At 56.3% G+C, this 23,272-nt stretch carries 20 protein-coding genes; 7 read left to right on the forward strand and 13 right to left on the reverse strand.

Annotated elements, in window-relative coordinates; genetic code table 11:
• Positions 1 to 4: 4 nt before the first annotated feature.
• Both ACMWJS_RS10990 and ACMWJS_RS10995 read left to right on the forward strand, forming a co-directional pair.
• Positions 5 to 1,201: a Bcr/CflA family multidrug efflux MFS transporter gene (locus ACMWJS_RS10990; protein WP_045334334.1), complete on the forward strand. Its 1,197-nt coding sequence runs from the start codon at positions 5 to 7 to the stop codon at positions 1,199 to 1,201.
• Between the two features lie 278 nt (positions 1,202 to 1,479).
• Complete coding sequence (locus ACMWJS_RS10995) at positions 1,480 to 1,824, forward strand: YejG family protein (RefSeq protein ID WP_008500952.1); 345 nt, start codon at positions 1,480 to 1,482, stop codon at positions 1,822 to 1,824.
• Between the two features lie 3 nt (positions 1,825 to 1,827).
• Here ACMWJS_RS10995 and yejF read toward each other — a convergent pair whose 3' ends face one another.
• From yejF to ACMWJS_RS11040, 9 genes are all read right to left on the reverse strand, one after another.
• On the reverse strand, positions 1,828 to 3,417 hold the full coding sequence (gene yejF, locus ACMWJS_RS11000; protein WP_414747057.1) for a microcin C ABC transporter ATP-binding protein YejF: 1,590 nt from the start codon (positions 3,415 to 3,417) through the stop codon (positions 1,828 to 1,830).
• 1 nt (position 3,418) lies between these two features.
• Complete coding sequence (locus ACMWJS_RS11005; protein WP_045334341.1) at positions 3,419 to 4,444, reverse strand: ABC transporter permease; 1,026 nt, start codon at positions 4,442 to 4,444, stop codon at positions 3,419 to 3,421.
• Complete coding sequence (locus tag ACMWJS_RS11010) at positions 4,444 to 5,538, reverse strand: microcin C ABC transporter permease YejB (RefSeq protein ID WP_045334343.1); 1,095 nt, start codon at positions 5,536 to 5,538, stop codon at positions 4,444 to 4,446. The genes ACMWJS_RS11005 and ACMWJS_RS11010 overlap by 1 nt, the downstream gene beginning before the upstream one ends.
• A gap of 9 nt (positions 5,539 to 5,547) precedes the next feature.
• The gene (locus ACMWJS_RS11015; protein WP_414747058.1) at positions 5,548 to 7,353 is read right to left on the reverse strand and encodes an extracellular solute-binding protein; all 1,806 of its coding nucleotides are present in this window, start codon (positions 7,351 to 7,353) and stop codon (positions 5,548 to 5,550) included.
• A 74-nt stretch (positions 7,354 to 7,427) separates the two neighbouring features.
• The gene (locus tag ACMWJS_RS11020; protein ID WP_045334347.1) at positions 7,428 to 8,984 is read right to left on the reverse strand and encodes a cyclic di-GMP phosphodiesterase; all 1,557 of its coding nucleotides are present in this window, start codon (positions 8,982 to 8,984) and stop codon (positions 7,428 to 7,430) included.
• 127 nt (positions 8,985 to 9,111) lie between these two features.
• On the reverse strand, positions 9,112 to 9,681 hold the full coding sequence (gene mepS, locus ACMWJS_RS11025; RefSeq protein ID WP_008500946.1) for a bifunctional murein DD-endopeptidase/murein LD-carboxypeptidase: 570 nt from the start codon (positions 9,679 to 9,681) through the stop codon (positions 9,112 to 9,114).
• A gap of 427 nt (positions 9,682 to 10,108) precedes the next feature.
• Positions 10,109 to 10,810: a phosphatase PAP2 family protein gene (locus tag ACMWJS_RS11030; RefSeq protein WP_164712107.1), complete on the reverse strand. Its 702-nt coding sequence runs from the start codon at positions 10,808 to 10,810 to the stop codon at positions 10,109 to 10,111.
• A 33-nt stretch (positions 10,811 to 10,843) separates the two neighbouring features.
• Positions 10,844 to 11,830 carry a CobW family GTP-binding protein gene (locus tag ACMWJS_RS11035; protein WP_414747059.1) on the reverse strand — a complete coding sequence of 329 codons (987 nt, stop codon included), beginning with the start codon at positions 11,828 to 11,830 and terminating at the stop codon, positions 10,844 to 10,846.
• Between the two features lie 122 nt (positions 11,831 to 11,952).
• Positions 11,953 to 13,419, reverse strand: coding sequence for a mannitol dehydrogenase family protein (locus ACMWJS_RS11040; protein WP_414747060.1), 1,467 nt, complete (start codon positions 13,417 to 13,419; stop codon positions 11,953 to 11,955).
• Between the two features lie 205 nt (positions 13,420 to 13,624).
• Between ACMWJS_RS11040 and uxuA the strand changes: the two genes are divergently transcribed.
• Entirely contained in the window at positions 13,625 to 14,815 is a 1,191-nt protein-coding gene (gene uxuA, locus ACMWJS_RS11045; RefSeq protein WP_048028201.1) for a mannonate dehydratase, read from the forward strand.
• Between the two features lie 117 nt (positions 14,816 to 14,932).
• On the opposite strand, the gene yeiP is transcribed toward uxuA, so the two are convergent.
• Positions 14,933 to 15,505 carry an elongation factor P-like protein YeiP gene (gene yeiP, locus ACMWJS_RS11050; RefSeq protein ID WP_008500940.1) on the reverse strand — a complete coding sequence of 191 codons (573 nt, stop codon included), beginning with the start codon at positions 15,503 to 15,505 and terminating at the stop codon, positions 14,933 to 14,935.
• A 164-nt stretch (positions 15,506 to 15,669) separates the two neighbouring features.
• On the opposite strand from yeiP, the gene ACMWJS_RS11055 reads away from it, so the two are divergent.
• Positions 15,670 to 15,924 (forward strand): YkgJ family cysteine cluster protein, encoded by a 255-nt coding sequence (locus ACMWJS_RS11055; protein WP_045908692.1) that lies wholly within the window; start codon positions 15,670 to 15,672, stop codon positions 15,922 to 15,924.
• On the opposite strand, the gene setB is transcribed toward ACMWJS_RS11055, so the two are convergent.
• Positions 15,921 to 17,102, reverse strand: coding sequence for a sugar efflux transporter SetB (gene setB / locus ACMWJS_RS11060; protein ID WP_063622108.1), 1,182 nt, complete (start codon positions 17,100 to 17,102; stop codon positions 15,921 to 15,923). The genes ACMWJS_RS11055 and setB overlap by 4 nt on opposite strands.
• 360 nt (positions 17,103 to 17,462) lie before the next feature.
• On the opposite strand from setB, the gene fruB reads away from it, so the two are divergent.
• From fruB to fruA, 3 genes are read left to right on the forward strand one after another with little or no spacing between them, the layout of a single operon-like run.
• Positions 17,463 to 18,593, forward strand: a complete 1,131-nt coding sequence (fruB, locus tag ACMWJS_RS11065; protein WP_063622107.1) for a fused PTS fructose transporter subunit IIA/HPr protein — start codon at positions 17,463 to 17,465, stop codon at positions 18,591 to 18,593.
• Entirely contained in the window at positions 18,593 to 19,531 is a 939-nt protein-coding gene (gene fruK, locus ACMWJS_RS11070; protein ID WP_008500936.1) for a 1-phosphofructokinase, read from the forward strand. Before fruB ends, fruK begins: the two co-directional genes overlap by 1 nt.
• Positions 19,532 to 19,547: 16 nt before the next feature.
• Positions 19,548 to 21,233 (forward strand): PTS fructose transporter subunit IIBC, encoded by a 1,686-nt coding sequence (fruA, locus tag ACMWJS_RS11075; protein WP_069720465.1) that lies wholly within the window; start codon positions 19,548 to 19,550, stop codon positions 21,231 to 21,233.
• Positions 21,234 to 21,280: 47 nt separating this feature from the next.
• On the opposite strand, the gene nfo is transcribed toward fruA, so the two are convergent.
• Entirely contained in the window at positions 21,281 to 22,138 is an 858-nt protein-coding gene (gene nfo / locus ACMWJS_RS11080; RefSeq protein WP_023294038.1) for a deoxyribonuclease IV, read from the reverse strand.
• Between the two features lie 64 nt (positions 22,139 to 22,202).
• A complete protein-coding gene (locus tag ACMWJS_RS11085) occupies positions 22,203 to 23,249 on the reverse strand; it encodes a YeiH family protein (protein ID WP_023294037.1) in 1,047 nt (348 codons plus the stop codon).
• Positions 23,250 to 23,272 lie beyond the last annotated feature (23 nt).

Below are 23,272 nucleotides of genomic sequence, written 5' to 3' on the forward strand. Positions count from 1 at the left end.
CTCTGTGACCACCAGGCCACACTCGTCGTTCAAAATCGTCTTCATTCTTGGCCTGCTGGCCATGCTGATGCCGCTGTCTATTGATATGTACCTGCCCGCGCTGCCGGTGATTTCCGCGCAGTTTGGCGTTCCGGCGGGCAGCGCGCAGATGACGCTCAGCACCTATATTCTTGGCTTTGCCCTCGGCCAGCTGTTTTATGGCCCGATGGCCGACAGCCTTGGACGCAAGCCGGTCATTCTGGGCGGGACGCTGGTCTTTGCGGCCGCAGCGGTTGCCTGCGCGCTGGCGCAGACCATCGATCATCTGATTATCATGCGTTTCTTCCACGGTCTGGCGGCGGCAGCGGCAAGCGTGGTGATTAATGCCCTGATGCGCGATATCTACCCGAAAGAAGAGTTCTCCCGCATGATGTCGTTTGTCATGCTGGTGACGACGATTGCGCCGCTGGTGGCCCCGATGGCCGGTGGTGCGGTGCTGGTGTGGTTCAGCTGGCATGTGATTTTCTGGATCCTGGCCCTGGCCGCGCTGCTGGCCTCCGCAATGATCTTCTTCTTTATTGATGAAACGCTTCCCGTCGAGCGCCGCCAGAAGTTTCACATCCGAACCACAATTGGTAACTTTGCCTCGTTGTTTCGCCACAAGCGCGTGCTCAGCTATATGCTGGCGAGCGGGTTCAGCTTCGCCGGAATGTTCTCCTTCCTGAGCGCCGGGCCGTTTGTCTACATCGAGCTGAACCACGTTTCGCCGCAGCACTTCGGCTATTACTTTGCGCTTAACATCGTCTTCCTGTTCATTATGACCATCATTAACAGCCGCTTTGTCCGACGGGTGGGAGCGCTGAACATGTTCCGCGCCGGGCTGTGGATCCAGTTTGTGATGGCGATCTGGCTGGTGGTGAGCGCGTTTCTGGGCGTGGGCTTCTGGGCGCTGGTGGTTGGCGTGGCGGCCTTTGTCGGCTGCGTGTCGATGGTGTCATCCAATGCGATGGCGGTGATCCTGGATGAGTTCCCGCACATGGCAGGAACCGCATCTTCCCTGGCGGGGACGTTCCGCTTCGGCATCGGCGCTATCGTCGGCGCGTTGCTTTCGATGGCCACCTTTACGACGGCATGGCCCATGCTGTGGGCGATGGCTTTTTGCGCAACCAGCTCGATACTCTTCTATCTTTACGCCAGTCGACCGCGAAAAGCGGTCCACTAAAACACAGAGAAGGCCCGGCAGGGCCTTTTTTGTTGATGCATATCAACCAAACCCCGTTCGTTTATGCTGTGTTTGTTTATTTTATGTAAAATCTATTTGTGTAAAAAGTCACATCATTGTATTCAAAAAGGTTGAGTTAGATCGCAGAAACGGGTACATATAGCGCCGACGCGAGCCTGAATACCGATAAAAAAGTGCTGAATAGTGCAGGCTGACGATGATGTGTTACTATAAATGTAAATAAATTGTGAAGTAAATTTTGCTTCCGGGGAACGAACGTGAATACATTACAACTTTCTATTGTCCATCGCTTGCCCCAGAGCTATCGCTGGTCGGCGGGTTTTGCTGGTTCGAAAGTTGAACCGATTCCGCAAAACGTCGCGGGCTGTGAAAACTGCCTGGTGGCGCTCAAGCTGTTAAGCCCGAGTGACGAAAATGCCTGGCGGGTGATGGAGCGTCTCAGTCAGGCCCTGACGGATATCGAAGTGGACAGCTCCGTGCTGGAGTGCGAAGGTGAGCCGTGCCTGTTTGTGAAAAGCCAGGACGAGTTTGCTGCCACCTGCCGTCTGAAAAATTTTGGCGTTGCCATTGCCGAGCCTTTCTCCGGCCAGTACCCGTTCTGAGCGCTAGTCTGACGACAACAGCTGGCGCGTGTAGCGCTGCGTTGGCGCGCTAAATACGCGCTGGCAATCACCTTGCTCGACCACCTCTCCCTGACGCAACACAATCACCTGATGGCATAGCGCCCGCACCACCTGTAAATCATGGCTGATAAAGATATAGGCCAGCCGGTGCTTTTCCTGTAACCCTTTCAGCAGCGCCAGGATCTGCGCCTGAACGGTCCTGTCCAGCGACGACGTGGGTTCATCCAGAATAATCAGCTCTGGTTTCAGGATCAGCGCGCGGGCAATGGCGATACGCTGGCGCTGCCCACCGGAAAATTCCGCAGGGTAGCGGTGGCGCGTCTCGGGATCGAGACCCACTTCGGTCATGACCCGCATGACCTCCTGCTCGCGTTGCTGCGCGCTCAGGCCGGGCTGATGGACGCGCAGACCCTCTTCGATAATCTGTAACACGCTGAGCCGTGGGTTAAGCGAGGAGTTGGGATCCTGAAACACCACCTGCATGCGGGGCCGCACGGGCAGCATCTGGCGGCGGTTCCAGCGGTGCAGCGGCATATCGTCAAACAGGATCTCGCCCTGGGAGGCAATTAAGCGCAGCAGCGCCAGACCGGTGGTGCTTTTACCCGAGCCGGATTCGCCCACCAGCCCCAGGGATTCCCCCGGGCGCAGCGAGAAGCGGAGGTTTTTCAGCACCGGGTTGCGATCGACAATGCGTCGCAGAATACCTTTGCGGATCGGGAATGAGACGGACAGATCCTCAACGCGCAGCAGCGGCGTGCTGTCCGCATCGAGAGGAACCGGGTCGCCGGAGGGTTCGCTGTCGAGCAACCGCTGCGTATAGGGGTGCTGCGGTGCACTCAGCAGCGTTGACGCCGTATTCTGTTCAACACAGCGCCCGTTCTGCATCACCGCCACGCTGTCGGCCAGCTTTCTGACAATGCTCAGGTTGTGCGTGATAAACAGCAGGCTCATGTTCAGCTCGTCACGCAGTTCCCGCAGCAGCGTCAGTATTTGGGCCTGCACCGTCACGTCCAGCGCCGTTGTGGGCTCGTCGGCTATCAGCAGTTCGGGGCGCGTGAGCAGGGCCATGGCGATCATCACGCGCTGGCGTTCGCCGCCGGAGAGCTGATGCGGAAAATCATTCAGTCGTTTGGCCGCATTGCGTATGCCTGTGCGTTCAAGACAATCCAGAATTTCTCCCCGCGCGGCCTCTTTGCGCATCCCACGGTGCAGGGAGAGCACTTCATAGAGCTGTTTTTCCAGGCTGTGCAGCGGGTTAAGCGACACCATCGGCTCCTGGAAAATCATCGCGATTTTGTTGCCGCGAATGCCGCGCAGGGTCTGTTCGTCGGCCTGCAGCAGCGAACGGCCGTGAAAGAGAATATCCCCTTGCGGGTAGCTCACTGGCGGAGAGGGCAGCAGCCGCAGGATGGAGAGCGCCGAAACGCTCTTGCCTGAACCCGATTCACCCACCAGGGCCAGCGTTTCACCGCGCTGGATCTGCAGCGTCAGGTCGCTGACCACGGTGCGCGTCTCGTTCTGTTTTGAAAAGGCAATCGACAGGTTATCAATACTGAGCAGGGGCTGGGTCATCTTATACCGCCTTGTTCGGATCAAAGGCATCGCGCACGGCTTCGCCAATAAAAATCAGCAGCGACAGCAGCACGGCCACGGAAAGAAAGGCGGCGATGCCTAACCACGGCGCCTGCAGGTTGTTCTTGCCCTGCAGCAGCAGTTCGCCAAGCGATGGGGAACCCAACGGTAACCCGAAACCGAGAAAATCCAGTGAGGTGAGGGTGGTGATGGAGCTACACAGAATAAACGGCAGGAAGGTGAGCGTTGCCACCACGGCGTTGGGCAACATATGGCGGAAAATGATCCCGCGATCGCTCACGCCAAGCGCCTGCGCGGCGCGAATATAGTCGAAATTACGGGTGCGCAGAAACTCGGCCCTTACCACACCGACCAGCGCCATCCAGCCGAACAGGACGGTGATGCCTAATAGCCACCAGAAGTTGGGCTGTACGACGCTGGAAAGCAGGATGATCAGAAACAGCGTCGGCATGCCAGACCAGACTTCAATAATCCGCTGACACCACAGGTCAATCTTCCCGCCGTAGTAACCCTGAACGGCGCCCGCCACGACGCCCATCACGCTGGAGAAGAGCGTCAGCATCAGTCCAAAGAGAAGCGAGATTCGCGTACCGTACAGGATGCGTGCCAGCACGTCGCCGCCGTTAGCATCCGTTCCCAGCCAGTTTTGCGCGGAGGGCGGGGAAGGGAAGGGGCTTGTGGTGGCGAAGTTAATGCTGTTTGCGCCAAAACGTACCGGCGCCCAGAGCGCCCAGCCGTGCTGCTCAATCTGCTGGCGAAGCCACGGATCCTGATACTCCGCCGGTGTCGCAAACGGGCCGCCAAAGTCGCTTTCGCTGTAATTGGCGATGACCGGCACGTACCAGCGATCGTTAAAATGCACCAGCAGCGGTTTGTCGTTGGCGATCAGTTCTGAAAACAGGCTTAAGACAAACAGCACGGCAAAAATCCACAGCGACCAGTAGCCGCGGCGGTTGTGGCGAAAGCGGGCCCAGCGGGCCTGGTTGACGGGGCTTAAACGCAGCATCATCGGCCCTCAAAATCGATTCGGGGATCGACCAGCGTATAGCTGATATCGCTGATGATATTCAGCAGCAGGCCAATCAGGGTAAATATATAGAGTGTGCCAAACATTACCGGATAATCGCGCGACACGGTGGCCTCATAGCCCAGCAGCCCCAGGCCGTTGAGCGAGAACATCACCTCTATCAGCAGCGAGCCGGTAAAAAACATACTGATGAACGTGGCCGGAAACCCGGCGATCACCAGCAGCATGGCGTTGCGGAACACGTGTTTCCACATGATCTGCTTCTCGCTCACGCCTTTGGCGCGGGCCGTGACGACGTACTGTTTACGAATTTCATCGAGAAAGGCGTTTTTGGTCAACATGGTGAGGGCCGCAAACCCGCCAATGACCGTTGCCAGAACCGGCAGCGTAATATGCCAGAGATAGTCGGTAATTTTCTGGTACCAGGGCAGGGAGTTGAAATCGGCGGAGACGAGCCCTCGCAGCGGGAAGAGGTCGAAATAACTTCCCCCGGCAAAAAAGACGATCAGCAGGACAGCAAACAGAAACGCCGGGATGGCATAGCCGATAATGATGAACGTGCTGCTCCAGATATCGAACCGGCTGCCGTTGTACACCGCTTTGCGGATCCCGAGCGGAATAGAGACCAGATAGATGATAAGCGTACCCCACAGCCCCAGCGTGATCGAAACCGGCAGGCTTTGCTTGATCAGCGTCAGCACTGACGCACTGCGAAACAGGCTATCGCCAAAATCAAAGCGGATGTAATCCCAGAGCATCTTGAAATAGCGCTCGTGAATCGGTTTGTCAAAGCCGTAGCGGTGGGTGATCTCGGCGATCACTTCCGGATCCAGACCGCGTCCGCCGCGGTAGTGGCTTTCACTGATATTCCCTACGCCGGTTCGCGCATGGCTGGCACCCATCCCTTCACCGCCGCCGCCGGGCATGCCGCCGCTGTTGCCAAATTCAATGGCGGCAATGGCCTGATCGACCGGCCCACCGGGGGCGATTTGCACGATAAAAAAGTTAATCGTGATGATGGCCCACAGGGTAGGGATGACCAGCAGCAGACGGCGGAGAAGATAGGCACCCATGATTATTCCTTATCGCCGCTCAGCGGGAAGTCTGGCGGCTTTGTTAACGTCATACCACCAGGTATCAAAGCCCAGGGAGTAGACAGGGCGCACGGCTGGCACGGAGAACTTATCCCAGCGCGCAAGGCGATCTTCGCCCATATACCACATCGGCAGCATGTAGTAGTTCCAGGTTAAGACCCTGTCGAGGGCGCGCCCGAGCGGCAGAAGCTTTTCTTTATCCCCCTGCGCCGCCACGATTTTCGCAATCAGCGCATCAATCGCCGTGCTTTTAACCCCCGGCGCGTTGTACGAGGAGTCGATGTAGCTCGAGGCCCAGGAGATTTGCAGGTCCGAGCTGGGCCACGGTTGGGCGGGCCACAGGCGCTGCATCATGTCGTAATCACGGCTGCGCATGCGGCTGGTGATCTGCGCGTTATCCACCTGGCGAATGTTCATGGTCACGCCCAGCCGCTCAAGGTTGTGCTTAAACGGCAGCACCCACTGATCGTTGCCTCCGGACGAGAGCAGCAGCTCAAAGCTGAGCGGCTTGCCCGTTTTGGCATCAACACGTTTTTGATTCTTCAGGTGCCAGCCCGCCTCATCCAGCAGCTTGCTGGCCTTCAGCAGGTTGTCGCGGTCGTAACCATCACCCTTCGATGCGGGCGGCTGAAACACGGAGGTGAAAACCTGCGGTGGCAGTTCCGCTTTCAGCGGCGCCAGCAGGACCAGCTCGTCGGCTTTCGGATAATCGCGTGCGGCGTATTCGGTATTCTGAAAATAGCTGTTGGCGCGGCTGTAGGCACCGTAAAACAGCGCTTTGTTCATCCACTCAAAATCAAAGGCCAGGGAGATGGCTTCCCGCACCCGGCGATCGCTAAATACCGGACGCTGAATATTAAACGCCAGCCAGCGCGTGTCTTGCGCAGACGCATTTTTGTGCTCGTCTTTGACGATATAGCCTTTAGCAAAATTTTTGCCGATATAGCGGGTCGCCCAGTTTTTGGCGCTGCTCTCGACGCGCAAATCGAAGGCCCCGGCTTTGAACGCCTCAAACGCCACGTTATCGTCGAGGTAGTAATCATAACGAAGGGTGTCGAAGTTCCAGCGCCCGCGGTTTACCGGCAGATTGGCCGCCCAGTAGTCTTTGACGCGGGAATAGACGACATATTGCCCCATGCGCCAGTCGGTAATGCGGTAGGGGCCGCCAGCCAGTGGTGGCGTGGAGAGCGGGTCGCTCAGCTTATGATCTTTCCAGAACGATTCCGGCATCACCGGCAGCGAGAACAGGCTCAGCATGTTCTCTTTGTTGGGGTCACTCAGTTCGATGCGCACGGTGAGCGGCGCAATGGCTCTGACCGATGCGCCTTTATACACGATGCGGAACTGGGGCACGCCTTCGGTCATGAATTTATGGAAGGTGAAGGCGACGTCGCTGGCCTTAACCGGCGTGCCATCGTGAAAACGTGCTCGCGGGTTCAGCGAGATTTCCGCCCAGGCGAAGTTATCGGCGTAGCGCACGTTCTCGGCAATCAGCGGATAATAGCTACCGGGCTCGTCATCGGAGGTGACAAAGAGCGTATCGTAAAGGGATTCCGTCCGCGCGGCCGCCACGCCGCGCAGGGCGTAGCGGTTGAAGTTGTCGAAGGTTCCCGTGGCGGAAAGCGTGACCATACCGCCCTTCGGCGCGGCAGGGTTGACGTAATCAAAGTGCGTAAAATTGACCGCGTATTTCGGCTCGCCAATGACCGCGAAGGCGATATTTTCTTTGATGGCTTGCGCCTGGCTGGACAGACTCGTGAATGCCAACATCAGCAACATAAAGCGCATAAGCATCTCGCGGCAGCTCCCTCTTTTACAGACCGGCTCGGTTAAGCTGAATAATAAGTGACGTCGCGGACAATGTGAAATTAATCGCCCTCGGGCGAAATATCAGGACGCCATTCGCGGAACTGCGCCAGCGGCATGGGACGGCTAATCCAGTATCCCTGCAGGAAGTTAACGCCGTGTTCGCGTAGCCAGGCCGCCTGTTCCGGCGTCTCTACCCCTTCGGCTACGGTCGACATATTCAGTCGTCTTGCCAGCGTCAGAACGGCATCCAGCACCGGCGACGTCACGGTCTCAGTACCGATCGCATTAACAAAACCACGGTCTATTTTGAGGTAGTCCATGGTGAAATGCTCAAGGTAAATCAGCGCGCTGTGGCCGGTTCCAAAATCATCAATGGCGATTTCAAACCCTTCGTTATGCAGCCATTCGAAGAGGCTGTTGGCTTCCCGATGGTTAAGCATATCGCGCTCGGTAATTTCCAGCACGATCTGGAAATAATCCGGCGGCAGTAACGCTTTGAAGGTGCGCATATCGTCCTTGAAGCTTTCCGCATGCAGATGACCCGGCGCAATGTTGATGCCCACCTTTGCGCCCGGAGGTAACAGCGTTTGTAATACGGGAGCGTCGTGAATGATAAGATCAAAGAGATGCAGCGTCAGCGGGACAATCAGCTTCTGCGCTTCGGCAAAATTAATAAACGCGTCCGGCGGAATTTCTCCCATTGTCGGGTGTTTCCAGCGCATCAGGACCTCAAGCCCGGTCATCCTGAGCGATTTGGCATCGACGACGGGTTGATAGACCACATAAAACTGACCGCGCTTGATGGCGCTTAAAATTTCTTTACCCGGATTGAGCCGAATGCTGAGGATGTAGTAGTTAAGCGATCCGGCACAAATACCGCATACCAGCCCGAAAAACAGCGCATAGAGGATTTCATCGCCTGTCCATGCGTCCGCATACAGGTTGATGGTCAGGGGGACGTCTTTCAGTGTCGCCGTGCGGACCGGGATGTCATGCAGTTCGTGTGCATGAACCAGGGTGCTGGACCGCGTCGACAGCGCGTTATCGCCGATGATGATGGCGATACCCGCGAACTCATCCTGGCGCTCCGTGTAGAGCAGGTAAGGCGTCAGATTAATATTCACTGAGGTGAACACGCCGCCATCCTTTACTAATGGGTTGCGGTACCAGATCGCAATCGCAGGCTCATCAGGCAGCATGGGGGTACCCGGAAGCAGGGCCATATCGATCTGTTTATCGATGTTCAGCTCAGGTATCAGCGTCTTCATCGGGACATTCATCGGGCCTGTCGCGGAAGAGCAGAATGCCATCTTGTCCCTGACCAGCAGGAAAGCGCGAACGTTAATGCTGAAGGCCGCGCGTGAGGTGAGTTCCTGATTGACGTCGTGGCAGGTATTTAGCGTGAGAGGCTGGAGAACATTGACCGCTTTTTTTAAATCGTCGAAATAGCTCCCCATGTAGGCGCTCACATCATTCACCAGGGTGTCGAATTTGACTTCTCGCTTGTGGTAACTCCAGGAAAATTGCAGGGAACCCAGGAGCAGGGCGGTAATGAGACCAGTGATAATACTGAGGATCAGTATCTTGCGATTACTGGAGAAGTAGCGGGTAAGCATAGACGTCGTGATTCCTGAAAAGCCGCTGGATGTATTCAGTGTAACGGGCAAAAAAAAACACTGCCGAAGCAGTGCTTTTTTTCATCATATCGCCAGCCAAGGGATAACCAACGATACAATAGCGATATTAACTGCGGGTCAGTACGCGGCGCGCTTCGTTATAACGCTTCTTCCAGTACGGTTCGTTCATGCTGGAAATGGTCACACCGCTGCTGGTGGAGGCATGTACAAACTGGTCATTACCAATGTAGATGCCAACATGTCGACCTGTCGAACCGGCACGGAACAGAACTAAATCACCGGTGCGCAGTTTGGTACGTGAAATCGACTTGCCCATCTCCTGCTGTTCATAGGTCGAACGCGGAAGATCTAACCCAAATTGCTCGCGGAACGTACGCTGTACAAAACCGGAACAATCAATACCTGTTTTCGTGCTGCCGCCAAGACGATAACGCACGCCTTTCCAGTCAGCATACTGGTCCATAATGCGGGACTTCACGTCCAGATTACGTACCATATTTTCAAATTCATCCTGAGAGGCTTGCAGTGAAGAGGAATCTTCCATTCCCACAACACGCGTCTCAGGATGCATATTCTTTGCGGTGTTCGATGTACTACATGCAGATAACAGTACCGCGACTGCTATCGCCGGGATCCCCCGTAAGATATATCTCAGAAACGGTTGAGATTTGACCATTTTGTTTATTATCCCTTGAAGTCCTTAACGACAAATATCGTTATAAAAATGCCAAACGTGACGAGACTAATTATCTGTTCACATTGAGACAATTCTTTCTGGTCACATTTGTGGCGTAGCGCACAAAATTATTCACCATCGAAATAATTATCCCTATGGGGCAAAACGAGTTCGAGATTAACCGATTGCCAGGGGTATTGCGAGTAAAAAAAGCCTTTTTTTTATAAGAAAATGTGATACAGAAAGTAAAAATCCGTAATTGCTTAAAATGCGGTCAGATCCGAGGCTTTATCGCGCAATTGCTTCATTTTTATCATGAATGTGATGACAAGAATATGACACTGGGAAAAGATCGTGGCGGGAAGGCTATCGTGGATCATGTCGATCCCTGATAGCTCACGTTAATTTAGGTTAGTTATTTGTTCAATTATTGTTGCGCTTTACCGGGAAGGTAGCGATCGAACAGCGCTATTATCCTGTCGCTCAGTGGGGTCATCAAACACCACGGCAGCGCAATCAGCGCAACGGAAAGCGAACCGACGGCAATATCGGTGAACCAGTGAGCGCCAATCATTACGCGCGGGAAGGCAAAAACCACAAAAATAATCAGGGCTATGGCAAACGCTTTTCTGCCGAAATAGCGAAGCATAATTGCGGAAAAAATAAGCAGCATCATGCCGTGATCGCCAGGGAAACTGTCCTTCGACGCATCTTTTGTTGGAATATGCAGCAGCTCACTGACGCGATAAATATCGGTGAAAAAGAGCGTTGGGCTGGAACGCTTAACCGGAATAATCGCGGTGGCCAGCTGGTTAATGATGACAGCAAACAGCAGCATCACCAGACCGATAATCAAAATACGTCGGCGTCCTGCTTTATCTTCTTTCAGCCAGAAAGAGAGCATCAGGCAGCCCATCGCCAGCAGCGAGAAGCCGTCAAAGGCGCGGTTGTTGGTGATGGCCACCAGCCACAGGAACGCGTTGCTCTTCACCAGCTCCTGGTTGAAGAAGTGGAAGAGGGCAGAATCCAGTGGGAACCAGAAACCATGATTCACCGGGATATACCAGGAGAAGAAAAGCGCCAGACCGGCGACATTAAGCAGTAATATCAGGGGAAATCGAGTTGTCATAACGTTCTGCATAGAGTGAAAACTGGGGCAACGTTAGCCGCCCGAACTTAAACGAATCCTCAACAGGCTGGACTGGAGGGCATTCCAGTCGGCGTTAACCGCACTAATTAACTCTATTCGGCTGTCGGGCGGCGCCACGTTTTGCGTTTCAATAAAGAAATCGTCGCCTTGGCGGTTGATCCGCACCAGTCCGTCCGGCGTGCGCATGATCCCTTTCACGCGATCGACGGGCGCAAGGCGGGCCCACTCCAGGATCCCAATGGTGTCAAAAACGGTTTCAGCATCAAAAATCCATCCGCAGGCCTGATATCCCTGACCGCTGTTCAGATTACGACGCCAGCGCTGGTGCTCCGGCAGACTCAGGGCTGCCAGACCCTGCTTAACCGGGTGATTGTGCGCATGCTCCTCGCTGGCGGGCAGCTCGGTGAGGTTCAGACGAGGCAGGTCAAGCAGGGCGCTATCAATATTCCCCTGGGTGGCCTGCACAAGCGTGCGATTGCCGCCAAAATGCTGCCACCACGCCTCCAGCGCGGCCTGGCTTTCTGGCGTGGCGCGATCTTCCTTGTTGGCGACGATAACGTCCGCCGAGGCGAGCTGATCGCGGAAGTTCTCGTTGGCCACCGCCTTGTCATCCAGAAGCTGACGCGGATCGAGCAGGCACAGGGTGGCGCGCAGATCGATCCACGGCTCGTAAACCGGTGCGGTCAATAAATCGAGGATCTGCTTCGGGTGACCCAGCCCGGTAGGTTCAATCAGCAGGCGGTCAGGTTTGCCCTGACGCAGCAGGGTATTGAGCCCGACCTGCATCGGCAGGCCATTGACGCAGCACATGCATCCGCCGGGGATCTCTTTAATCATCGCGCCGCTGGATGACAGCAACGCGCCGTCAATGCCCACCTCGCCAAATTCATTGACCAGCACGGCCCACTTCTCGGCCGGATCTTTATTCGCCAGCAGATGGAGAATTGAGGTGGTTTTACCGCTGCCGAGAAAACCGGTTATGAGGTTGGTTTTGGTCACGTGCGCTCCGGATGAGAATTGTGATGCTATAACACTGCTCTCTATCCTGGCGAAAAACGGGCCCCGTGAGAAGGGGAAGGGCGAACGGAGGCCTCATCCGTTCGCATTAAGCGCAATAATCGTTAAAGATTTAACGTTTCGATAACAGCCTGACGCGCGCCGTGGCGGGTAATGCGCTCATAGGCCTGGCTGACAGCCTCCACAAAAATGCGATTACGCGCAAGATCGTGACCGAAGACCTCACTCAGCCCCAGCAGCGCGTGGACGCGGTTGGCGTCGCTGCTGGCGTTGACGATGGCGCGGATTTTATCGCTGAGGGGATCGCGAACGTCAATCGCGTTTCCACGTTCGTCGGTACCGCTGACGTAGCGTATCCAGCCGGCCACGCCCAGGGCCAGCAGCGACCACGGTGTATTTCGCTCAAGATGAACGCGGATCCCTTCCAGCATTCTCTGGGGCAGCTTCTGGCTACCGTCCATCGCGATTTGCCAGGTCCGATGCTGGAGGGCCGGGTTGGCAAAGCGTTCGATCAGACTATCGGCGTATGCCGTGAGGTCGACATCCTTGATGCGCAACGTGGGGGCCTGCTCGTCCAGCATCAGCCGACGGGCGGCTTCGCGGAACGCCGCGTCCTCCATGCATTCATTTATATGAGCGTAGCCCGCGAGGTACCCCAGATACGCCAGGAAAGAGTGGCTGCCGTTGAGCATGCGTAATTTCATCTGCTCCCAAGGCAGCACATCCTGCACCATCTGGACACCGGCCACTTCCCACTCGGGACGGCCGGCGACAAAATTATCTTCCACGACCCACTGAATGAACGGCTCGCAGCTGATGGCGCACGGATCTTCCACGCCGAGCGCGTCGGTGATTTCCGCCAGCGAGGCCTCCGTTGCGGCGGGCACAATCCTGTCGACCATCGTCCCCGGGAAACTCACGTGGCTATCAATCCATTCAGATAACCCTGCGGAACGTTTTTGCGCCATGCCCAGCACCGCGTTTTTCACCACGTGCCCGTTGTCAGGGATATTGTCGCAGGACAGCACGGTAAACGCAGGCAAGCCGCGCTCGCGGCGGCGGTGGAGGGCTTCGACCAGGATCCCAGGGGCCGAATGTGGCTCGGAGGGGTTTTCAAGGTCGTGGACGATCCGGGGGTTATTCAGATCGAGTTTTCCGGTCGCGGGATCGATGCAATAGCCTTTTTCCGTGATGGTGAGCGAGACAATCGCAACCTGAGGCTCGCAAAATTTCTCAATAATGGCGGGCAAGGAGTCCAGCTTTGCGTTCAGGCATTCATGGACGGCACCGACGATAATGGCCTCATTTCCTTCAGCCCCTTTTTCCAGCACGGTGAACAGATGATCCTGCGCGCGCAGCTGGCTCATCAGCACATCGCCGCTGAAAAGGCTAATCTCACAAATCCCCCAGTCGCCGCCTTTTTCATTCAGCACCCGATTTGTTAACAATGCCTGGTGCGCACGGTGAAACGCGCCAAAGCCAAAGTGGACGATGCGGGAGCGTAATGACTGGCGATCGTAGCGAGGTTGCTGAACCCGGGCAGGAAGGGCGGTGGAGGCAATTGTCTTCATGAGATACACACCTGATTAACCATTAATTAACAATGCCAGTGTAAAGTTATATGACAGCAAATAAAATTGGTGAGCCGTAATTATCCCCGTTATGTGAGTTTGATCAATCAATGTGTGGCGGTGTATTGACCCTTCACGGCAAACATGTATGGTAGTCGTCATTGCAGTAGCACATATTGGTATAACAACTTAAGAGGGTGAGGCAATGGAACAAACCTGGCGTTGGTACGGGCCGAACGATCCGGTTTCTCTTGATGATGTGCGTCAGGCTGGCGCAACGGGTGTCGTCACGGCGCTGCATCATATTCCTAACGGTCAGGTCTGGCCGGTAGAGGAAATACAGACGCGTCAGGCGCTGCTGGCGGAGAAGGGATTAACCTGGTCTGTGGTAGAAAGCATTCCGGTTCATGAAGATATCAAAACCCATTCAGGGGAGTACCAGACCTGGATCGCTAACTACCAGCAGAGCATCCGTAACCTTGCGGCCTGCGGCATTGATACGGTTTGCTATAACTTCATGCCTATCCTGGACTGGACGCGAACTGACCTTGAATATCAGATGCCGGACGGCTCGAAAGCGCTGCGTTTCGACCAGATTGCCTTTGCGGCATTCGAACTGCACATTCTGAAACGCCCTGGCGCCGACGCCGATTACACCGCGGAAGAGCAGCAGCAGGCGCTCGCGTGGTTTAACGCCGCCAGTGACGCAGATATCGAAAAGCTGACCCGTAATATTATTGCGGGCCTGCCGGGGGCTGAAGAAGGGTATACGCTGGATCAGTTCCGCGCCCGCCTGGCGGAATACGGCGATATTGATAAGCAGCAGCTGCGTGAAAACATGGCGTATTTCCTGCGCGCTATCGTGCCGGTTGCGGAAGAGGTAGGGGTTCGCCTGGCCGTACATCCGGACGATCCACCGCGTCCAATCCTCGGCCTGCCGCGTATCGTGTCCACGATTGAAGATATGCAGTGGCTGAAAGAGACGGTCGACAGCATCTATAACGGCTTCACCATGTGTACCGGCTCCTACGGTGTGCGGGCGGATAACGACCTGGTGCGGATGATTGAAACCTTCGGCGATCGTATCCACTTCACGCATCTGCGCGCGACCTGCCGTGAAGAGAATCCAAAAACCTTCCACGAGGCGGCGCACCTGGGCGGTGATGTGAATATGGTGGCGGTGGTAGACGCCATTCTGGCGGAAGAGGCGCGTCGCAAGCAGACTGGCGATGTGCGTCCTATTCCGTTCCGTCCTGACCACGGTCATCAGATGCTGGACGATCTGCGTAAGAAAACTAACCCGGGTTATTCGGCGATTGGCCGTCTTAAAGGGATGGCGGAAGTGCGCGGCGTTGAGCTGGCGCTGAAGATGACGAAGTATCCGGAGCTGCTGTAACCGGAATTGCCGGGTGGCGGCTTCGCCTTACCCGGCCTACAAAAACACAAAAACCAGCTTCAGGGCCGGTTTTTTCGTAGGTCGGGTAAGCGTAGCGCCACCCGACAAATGCCGCAATCAGTCAGCGCGACCCATATAGCGTTTTTCTTCAATATGGATGCGGATCTTCTCGCCAGCAGAGAGGTATTCCGGTACCTGCACAACCAGGCCGGTCGTCAGGGTCGCCGGTTTGTTGCGGGCACTTGCGGATGCGCCTTTGATGCCAGGTGCCGTTTCAACGATTTCCAGATCGACCGTCTGAGGCAGTTCCAGCGCCAGCAGCACGCCGTCCCAGGTCAGAACCTGCATGTCTGGCATACCGCCTTCCGGGATGAACAGCAGCTCTTCTTCAATCTGATCTTTGGTGAAGATGTACGGGGTGTAATCTTCTTTGTCCATGAACACATATTCGTTGCCGTCGATATAGGAGAAATCAACATAGCGACGAGTCAGGGTGACGGTATCGACGATATCGTCACCTTTAAAGCGCTCTTCCACCTTCAGGCCGGTACGCACATCGGCGAAACGCATTTTGTACAGCGTAGCTGCACCACGGGCGCTTGGTGCCTGAATATCGATATCTTTCACAATCAGCAGTTTGCCGTTGTAATTCAGTACCATACCTTTCTTAATTTCGTTCGCTCTTGGCATTGCAGTAATCCTGTTTACGGGAGGTAAAAAATATCGCGCCAAATTACTCGCGCGCGGCCTTTCAGGCAAGAGGAATTCGTGGCTTTTGCTATCAATACGCAAAAGGTGTTACTGTGCGCGCGATGCCCGACTGTACGGGCATCCGCCAGCGAAAGAGAGCATTTATGGATTGCCGTCCCGATTGTGGCGCGTGCTGTACTGCACCGTCCATTTCAAGCCCCATTCCAGGAATGCCCGAGGGCAAGCCTGCCAATACCCGCTGCGTTCAGCTCTCGGAAACCAACCTGTGCATGATCTTTGGCTCACCGCTGCGTCCGAAGGTCTGCTCCGGGCTTCAGCCCACGGCCGAAATGTGTGGCAGCACGCGCGAGCAGGCGATGACGTACCTTCTTGAGCTTGAATCGCTCACCGCACCTTAAACGTCTTTAATCTTCGCCAGACAGCCCATCGTCAGCGTACACATCACCAGCGCAATCCAGAACACCGTGTGATAGTTCCAGATTTCGGCCACGACACCGGCCATTGAGCCGGCAATAATCCAGCCCACGCGGGTGGTGTTAGTATAAAGGGTGGTGGCAGAGCCTGCCTGACCCGGCATCAGATCCTGGAAATAGAGCATGCCTATCCCGGCGAGAATGCCAATATAGATGGCGTTCAGCAGCTGTAACGCCAGCAATAGCCCGGGGGTATGTACCGTCAGCATGCCGAGATAGAACAGCAGACCGGCGACGGCGGCGATGCGCATTAAAAAACGTTTCCCGAAGCGCTTTGCGTAATAGCCTGCGATAAGCATGGTCGGGATCTCAAGCCCGGCCGCGGTGCCCATCATGATCCCCGCCAGCTTCTCCGACAGGTGCAGTTCATTAATAATAAACAGCGGCATATTGATGATATAGAGGCTATTGGTGCCCCACATCAGCGTGCAGATCGCGAACAGGAGCAGGGCATCGCGGCGGTTACGGCGCGGCGCTTCCAGCACGCCCGTTGCTACTTTGGGCTCTTTGCGCATGGACGGCAGGAAGAACCACACCAGCGCGCCGCACGCCACAAACGCGACCGCCGCGCTCAGGTACATCACCGTAAAGCCAAAACCCATCGCCAGCGCGTAAGCCAGCGGTGGGCCAATCACCCATGCCAGCGACACCTGCGCACGCAGGACAGAGCTGAACATCACCGCTTCACGTCCGGTATGGTCGGCGTGTTCGCGGGCAAGCGCAAACAGCTGTGGGTTCGCCGTCGAACCAAAGCTGCTCAGGAATACCCCGACGAAAAGCAGAATGAAGTAGTTGCGGTTCCAGGCAAACAGAACGCAGGCCAAAACCCCCAGCAGGCAGCAGAAAACGATCAGGCTTTTACGATCGCCTTTTCTGTCGGATCGCCCCGCCAGGAACTGACTGACCAGGATGCCGATGATGGCGCTTCCGGTAAAAAAGAAGCCAACCAGCGCCGGACGAACATGAACCTCATTGGTCAAAAATAAGCTCAGCGTCGGCGTCTGTAACGCACCGGCAATGCCCGTGAAGAAGGCAACAATCAGGAAGGCCGCTGAGGTCAAATCAAAGGGCTTCGGCGAGGCAGCCGCAGGGATGTTATGCATGTTTTATAATTAGCGAGTAGCAGAGAGGGGCGGAGTGTACGCCGTCAGCTAAAAAATAAACAGTGGGTGCGGTCAATGATGCCACGAAAAATCAAAATGGCATTTCATCTTGCATCCACATCGGCTGACCTTAGCTGAAACTGACTTGCTGAATTTCAGCAAAATTCAGCTGAACGAAGAAGAAATGTGCTGTATCTCTAAATTCTGCAATCTGAAATACGAGTTTTCTTGCAAGGCATTGCAGAAAGCGCAAGACTTTTTGAAACGTTTCAGCGCTATCTTGTTTAACAAACGGAGCAGGCTAGCGCATTTTTTCTCATTAAAGCTGAAACGATTCAAGTTCAGCAGGAGTGGAGAACCATGTTCCAGTTATCTGTTCAGGATATCCACCCGGGCGCTCAGGCCGGGGATAAAGAAGAGGCTATTCGCCAGGTTGCCGCTGCGCTTGTGCAGGCGGGTAACGTCGCGGACGGCTATGTCAACGGCATGCTGGCGCGCGAGCAGCAGACCTCAACCTTCCTTGGCAATGGGATCGCCATTCCGCACGGCACCACCGACACCCGCGATCAGGTGTTGAAAACCGGCGTTAAGGTTTACCAGTTCCCGCAGGGCGTACTCTGGGGAGACGGTCAGGTAGCCTATGTGGCCATCGGTATCGCGGCCAGCAGCGACGAACACTTAGGTCTGCTGCGTCAGCTGACGCATGTCCTGAGCGATGACGCGGTGGCTGAACAGCTTAAATCCGCCACCACCGCGGAAGAGCTGCGCGCCTTGCTGATGGGCGAAAAACAGAGTGAAGCGCTGAAACTGGATAATGAAACGCTGACGCTGGATGTAGTTGCTTCCGATCTGGTGACGCTGCAGGCGCTGAACGCGGGCCGCCTGAAAGAAGCCGGCGCGGCGGATGCCACCTTTGTGACGCGCGTGATTAACGATAAGCCGTTGAATCTGGGTCAGGGCATCTGGCTGAACGACAGTGCTGAAGGCAACCTGCGCAGTGCGATTGCCGTGAGCCGTGCGGCCACGGCATTTGACGTAGAAGGCGAACGCGCGGCCATGCTGGTGACCGTGGCGATGGCTGATGAACAGCCGGTTTCCGTGCTGAAGCGTCTGGGCGACCTGCTGCTGAATAACAAAGCTGAAAAGCTGCTGAACGCTGATGCCTCCACCGTGCTGGCACTGCTGACCAGTGATGATGCGCTGACGGATGACGTGCAAACCGCGGAGTTCGTGGTGCGTAACGAACACGGCCTGCATGCCCGCCCGGGCACCATGCTGGTGAATACCATTAAACAATTCGAGAGTGAGATTACCGTGGCGAATCTTGACGGCACGGGCAAACCGGCCAACGGCCGTAGTCTGATGAAAGTGGTCGCGCTGGGCGTGAAGAAAGGCCACCGTCTGCGTTTCACCGCGCAGGGTGCCGATGCTGAACAGGCGCTGAAAGCGATTGGCGATGCCATCGCGGCAGGTCTGGGGGAGGGCGCATAATGAGCAGACGTGTTGCGACTATTACGCTGAACCCGGCTTATGACCTGGTAGGATTTTGCCCGGAAATTGAGCGCGGCGAAGTCAACCTCGTGCGTACCACCGGCCTGCACGCTGCGGGCAAAGGGATTAACGTCGCGAAAGTGCTCAAGGATCTCGGTATTGATGTCACCGTGGGCGGATTCCTCGGTAAAGACAACCAGGACGGTTTCCAGCAGCTCTTCAGCGAGCTGGGCATTGCCAACCGTTTTCAGGTTGTTCAGGGCCGTACCCGTATCAACGTTAAGCTGACGGAGAAAGACGGTGAAGTAACCGATCTGAACTTCTCAGGCTTCGAAGTGACGCCGTCAGACTGGGAGCGCTTTGTCAACGACTCGCTGACCTGGCTGGGGCAGTTTGACATGGTCTGCGTCAGCGGCAGCCTGCCGTCCGGCGTGAGCCCGGAAGCCTTTACCGACTGGATGACGCGCCTGCGCAGCCAGTGCCCATGCATCATTTTTGACAGCAGCCGTGACGCGCTGGTTGCGGGCCTGAAAGCCTCACCGTGGCTGGTGAAGCCGAATCGCCGCGAGCTGGAGATCTGGGCGGGTCGTAAGCTGCCAGAATTAAAAGATGTGATTGACGCTGCCCATGCGCTGCGCGAGCAGGGTATCGCTCACGTGGTGATCTCGCTTGGTGCAGAAGGCGCGTTGTGGGTTAACGCGTCTGGCGAATGGATCGCCAAACCGCCGTCAATGGAGGTTGTGAGTACCGTTGGCGCAGGGGATTCCATGGTTGGCGGCCTGATTTATGGTCTGCTGATGCGGGAATCCAGTGAACATACCTTACGTCTTGCCACTGCCGTTGCTGCCCTGGCCGTCAGCCAGAGCAATGTCGGTATTACCGATCGTACCCAGTTAGCCGCGATGATGGCGCGCGTTGACTTAAAACCTTTTAACTAACAGCAGGAGAGGAATAATGAAAACGCTGCTGATCATTGACTCCGGTCTCGGACAGGCTCGCGCCTATATGGCGAAGACCTTGCTGGGCGCGGCGGCACAAAAAGCACATCTGGAGATTATCGATAATCCAGGCGATGCAGAACTGGCCATTGTCCTGGGCGACAAAATCCCGGCTGACAGTGCGCTGAACGGCAAAAAAGTGTGGCTGGGCGATATTAATCGCGCGGTGGCACACCCGGAACTGTTCCTGAGCGAAGCGAAAGGTCATGCGTCTGTCTACAGCGCGCCTGTCGCGACGGCACCGGCTGCGGCCACGGGTCCGAAACGCATTGTGGCGGTGACGGCCTGCCCGACGGGGGTGGCTCACACCTTTATGGCGGCTGAAGCCATTGAAACCGAAGCGAAAAAACGTGGCTGGTGGGTAAAAGTTGAAACACGCGGCTCCGTCGGTGCCGGCAACGCGATCACCCCTGAAGAAGTGGCGGAGGCCGATCTGGTGATTGTGGCGGCGGATATCGAAGTGGACCTGGCGAAATTTGCCGGTAAGCCAATGTACCGTACCTCCACCGGCCTGGCGCTGAAAAAGACCGCGCAGGAGTTTGATAAAGCGCTGGTAGAAGCGAAGCCGTATCAAGCAACCGGCGCGCGTCAGACCGCGACGGAAGGGAAGAAAGAGTCCGCAGGCGCCTATCGTCACCTGCTGACCGGCGTGTCTTACATGCTGCCAATGGTAGTCGCGGGCGGTCTGTGTATCGCGCTCTCGTTCGCGTTTGGTATCACCGCGTTTAAAGAACAAGGTACGCTGGCGGCTGCGCTGATGCAGATCGGCGGCGGCTCAGCCTTCGCCCTGATGGTGCCGGTACTGGCGGGCTTTATTGCCTTCTCCATTGCTGACCGTCCTGGCCTGACGCCGGGTCTTATCGGCGGTATGCTGGCCGTGAGCACCGGTTCCGGCTTTATCGGCGGTATCATCGCGGGCTTCCTCGCCGGCTACGTCGCGAAGCTGATTAGCTCGAAGCTGAAGCTGCCGCAGAGTATGGAAGCGCTGAAGCCGATCCTGATCATCCCGCTGATTTCCAGCCTGGTGGTCGGTCTGGCGATGATTTACCTGATTGGTAAGCCGGTTGCGGGCATCCTGGCGGGTCTGACCCACTGGCTGCAAACCATGGGGACCGCGAATGCGGTTCTGCTGGGTGCAATCCTCGGTGGCATGATGTGTACCGACATGGGTGGTCCGGTGAACAAAGCGGCGTACGCCTTTGGTGTGGGCCTGCTGAGTACCCAGACCTACGCGCCAATGGCGGCGATCATGGCGGCAGGTATGGTGCCTCCGCTGGCGCTCGGTCTGGCGACGATTATTGCCCGTCGTAAGTTCGATAAAGCGCAGCAGGAAGGCGGTAAAGCCGCGCTGGTGCTGGGTCTGTGCTTCATCACCGAAGGGGCGATTCCGTTCGCGGCGCGTGACCCAATGCGTGTGCTGCCGTGCTGTATCGTTGGCGGTGCGGTAACGGGGGCGATCTCTATGGCTGTCGGTGCGAAGCTGATGGCACCACACGGCGGTCTGTTCGTGCTGCTGATCCCTGGCGCCATCACCCCGGTACTGGGCTACCTGCTGGCGATTGTTGCCGGTACGCTGGTGGCGGGTCTCTCTTACGCGGTGCTTAAACGTCCGGAAGCGGAAGTTGTGGCAAAAGCAGCGTAAGCGATAAACAACAAAAAAGCCGGGTTGCATTACGCACCCGGCTTTTTTTATGCCGCCTGTTCAGCGGTTTGCTGTGCCTTCAGCCAGGCAATCTCTTCTGCCCAGATGTCCGGATTAATGGTTTCCAGCACCATCGGAATACCGTCGAAGCGGGCGTCCTGCATAATAAAGCGAAACGCATCGTGGCCAATGTTGCCTTCGCCCAGGCTGTGGTGGCGGTCAACGCGGCTACCAAAGGCGCTTTTTGCATCGTTTAAGTGCATTCCGCGCAGGTACTTAAAGCCCACAATGCGCTCGAACTCATCAAACGTGTTTTTCGTTGCCTCGGTGGTGCGCAGGTCATAACCGGCGGCAAACGCGTGGCAGGTATCAATGCACACGCCCACGCGGGATTTATCCTCCACGCCGTCGATAATCGCCGCCAGATGTTCGAACTTAAAGCCGAGGTTGCTGCCCTGACCAGCGGTATTCTCAATCACCGCGGTGACGCCTTTGGTCTTGTCCAGCGTGATGTTGATGGATTCGGCAATGCGCGCCAGGCAGGCATCTTCGTCGATCTGCATCAGATGGCTGCCCGGATGGAAGTTCAGCAGCGTCAGCCCCAGCTGTTCGCAGCGCTGCACTTCATCAAGAAACGCCTCGCGGGATTTTTCCAGCGCCTCTTCAACCGGGTGACCGAGGTTGATCAGGTAGCTGTCGTGGGGGAGGATCTGGCCGGGCCCGTAGCGGTATTTCTCGCAGGCGGCTTTGAAATCATCAATCACCTCAGCGGTGAGCGGTGCGGCGCGCCACTGGCGCTGATTTTTGGTGAACAGGGCGAAAGCGGTCGCCTCAATTTCGGCGGCACGAATGGCGGCATTCGCAAGGCCACCTGCAGCGCTGACGTGCGCTCCAACATATTTCATAAAGGGACTCCTGTTAACCCGAAATGCTTATGATAGCGGGTTAACAGGAGAAGGATGTAGTGGTTTATGCCATCAGGCTATGGACCGCGAGGTTAATCGCGCCGCCGCCGACAATCAGCCAGATGAAGAGTACCAGCGCCATCAGCAGCGGTTTCGCACCGGCTTTTTTCAGCGCGCTGACGTGCGTGGTCACTCCCAGGGCCGCCATGGCCATTGCCAGCAGTACGGTATCCAGCGTCACCAGCATATCCACCACCGCTTTCGGCAGCAGATGGAAGGAGTTAAAGATAGCGACCACGATGAACAGGATCGCAAACCACGGAATGGTGATTTTACTTTTCTCACTGCCGCCCGCCGGAGCCAGTTGTTTAACCCGTGCAGCCAGGAAAATCAGGAACGGGGCCAGCATCATCACGCGCAGCATTTTGGCAATCACCGCTGCGTTTTCGGCGTCCGGGTTAATGGCGTGTCCTGCCGCGACCACCTGGGCCACTTCGTGCATGGTCGAACCGATATAGATGCCGTAGGTTTCCGGGCTGAACCAGTGGGCAACCAGCGGATACATGGCCGGGTAGAGGAAAATCGCCAGCGTACCGAAGATCACCACCGTCGCTACCGCCACCGTTACCTTGCTGGCTTCGGCCTTCACGACGGGTTCCGTGGCCAGCACCGCCGCTGCGCCACAGATACTGCTCCCGGCACCGATCAGCCAGCTGGTTTGCCTGTCCAGGCCAAACACTTTCTGGCCGATAAAGCAGGCCAGTAAAAAGGTGCTGGTCAGGGTCAGAACGTCGATGGCGATCCCGCTCGCACCCACGTCCGCAATCTGCGAAAAGGTAAGACGGAAGCCGTAAAGAATGATCCCAAGACGCAGCAGATGCTGCTTGGCAAAGATTACGCCGCCGTCGCAGGATTTCCAGATATGCGGGTAAACGGTGTTACCCACGACCATGCCGAGCAAAATGGCGAGCGTCAGCGCGCTGAAACCTGCGCCTGCGATGGCCGGGATGCTGCCGCCCCATAGCGCTACGGCGGTGACTGCAGCGCTGAGCGCAAGACCCGGCACGAAGTGCCACACTGTACGATGATGTTGTAAGGTGATTTCTGACATAACCTTCTCCTTTGTCTGGCTAA

The sequence above is a fragment of the Enterobacter sp. HK-058-C-ECC genome (assembly GCF_047531125.1).
Taxonomy (GTDB): Bacteria; Pseudomonadota; Gammaproteobacteria; order Enterobacterales; family Enterobacteriaceae; genus Enterobacter; species Enterobacter quasiroggenkampii.

What these genes read in the sequence shown, in the direction of transcription:
- ACMWJS_RS11010 (WP_045334343.1), bottom strand. Translation starts at nt 5,538, where the DNA reads ATGGGTGCCTATCTTCTCCGCCGTCTGCTGCTGGTCATCCCTACCCTG.
- setB (WP_063622108.1), bottom strand. Translation starts at nt 17,102, where the DNA reads ATGCATAACATCCCTGCGGCTGCCTCGCCGAAGCCCTTTGATTTGACC.
- fruK (WP_008500936.1), top strand. Translation starts at nt 18,593, where the DNA reads ATGAGCAGACGTGTTGCGACTATTACGCTGAACCCGGCTTATGACCTG.
- mepS (WP_008500946.1), bottom strand. Translation starts at nt 9,681, where the DNA reads ATGGTCAAATCTCAACCGTTTCTGAGATATATCTTACGGGGGATCCCG.
- ACMWJS_RS11085 (WP_023294037.1), bottom strand. Translation starts at nt 23,249, where the DNA reads ATGTCAGAAATCACCTTACAACATCATCGTACAGTGTGGCACTTCGTG.
- yejF (WP_414747057.1), bottom strand. Translation starts at nt 3,417, where the DNA reads ATGACCCAGCCCCTGCTCAGTATTGATAACCTGTCGATTGCCTTTTCA.
- yeiP (WP_008500940.1), bottom strand. Translation starts at nt 15,505, where the DNA reads ATGCCAAGAGCGAACGAAATTAAGAAAGGTATGGTACTGAATTACAAC.
- ACMWJS_RS11015 (WP_414747058.1), bottom strand. Translation starts at nt 7,353, where the DNA reads ATGCTTATGCGCTTTATGTTGCTGATGTTGGCATTCACGAGTCTGTCC.
- ACMWJS_RS11055 (WP_045908692.1), top strand. Translation starts at nt 15,670, where the DNA reads ATGGATTGCCGTCCCGATTGTGGCGCGTGCTGTACTGCACCGTCCATT.
- uxuA (WP_048028201.1), top strand. Translation starts at nt 13,625, where the DNA reads ATGGAACAAACCTGGCGTTGGTACGGGCCGAACGATCCGGTTTCTCTT.
- ACMWJS_RS11030 (WP_164712107.1), bottom strand. Translation starts at nt 10,810, where the DNA reads ATGACAACTCGATTTCCCCTGATATTACTGCTTAATGTCGCCGGTCTG.
- fruB (WP_063622107.1), top strand. Translation starts at nt 17,463, where the DNA reads ATGTTCCAGTTATCTGTTCAGGATATCCACCCGGGCGCTCAGGCCGGG.
- ACMWJS_RS11020 (WP_045334347.1), bottom strand. Translation starts at nt 8,984, where the DNA reads ATGCTTACCCGCTACTTCTCCAGTAATCGCAAGATACTGATCCTCAGT.
- ACMWJS_RS11040 (WP_414747060.1), bottom strand. Translation starts at nt 13,419, where the DNA reads ATGAAGACAATTGCCTCCACCGCCCTTCCTGCCCGGGTTCAGCAACCT.
- fruA (WP_069720465.1), top strand. Translation starts at nt 19,548, where the DNA reads ATGAAAACGCTGCTGATCATTGACTCCGGTCTCGGACAGGCTCGCGCC.
- nfo (WP_023294038.1), bottom strand. Translation starts at nt 22,138, where the DNA reads ATGAAATATGTTGGAGCGCACGTCAGCGCTGCAGGTGGCCTTGCGAAT.
- ACMWJS_RS11005 (WP_045334341.1), bottom strand. Translation starts at nt 4,444, where the DNA reads ATGCTGCGTTTAAGCCCCGTCAACCAGGCCCGCTGGGCCCGCTTTCGC.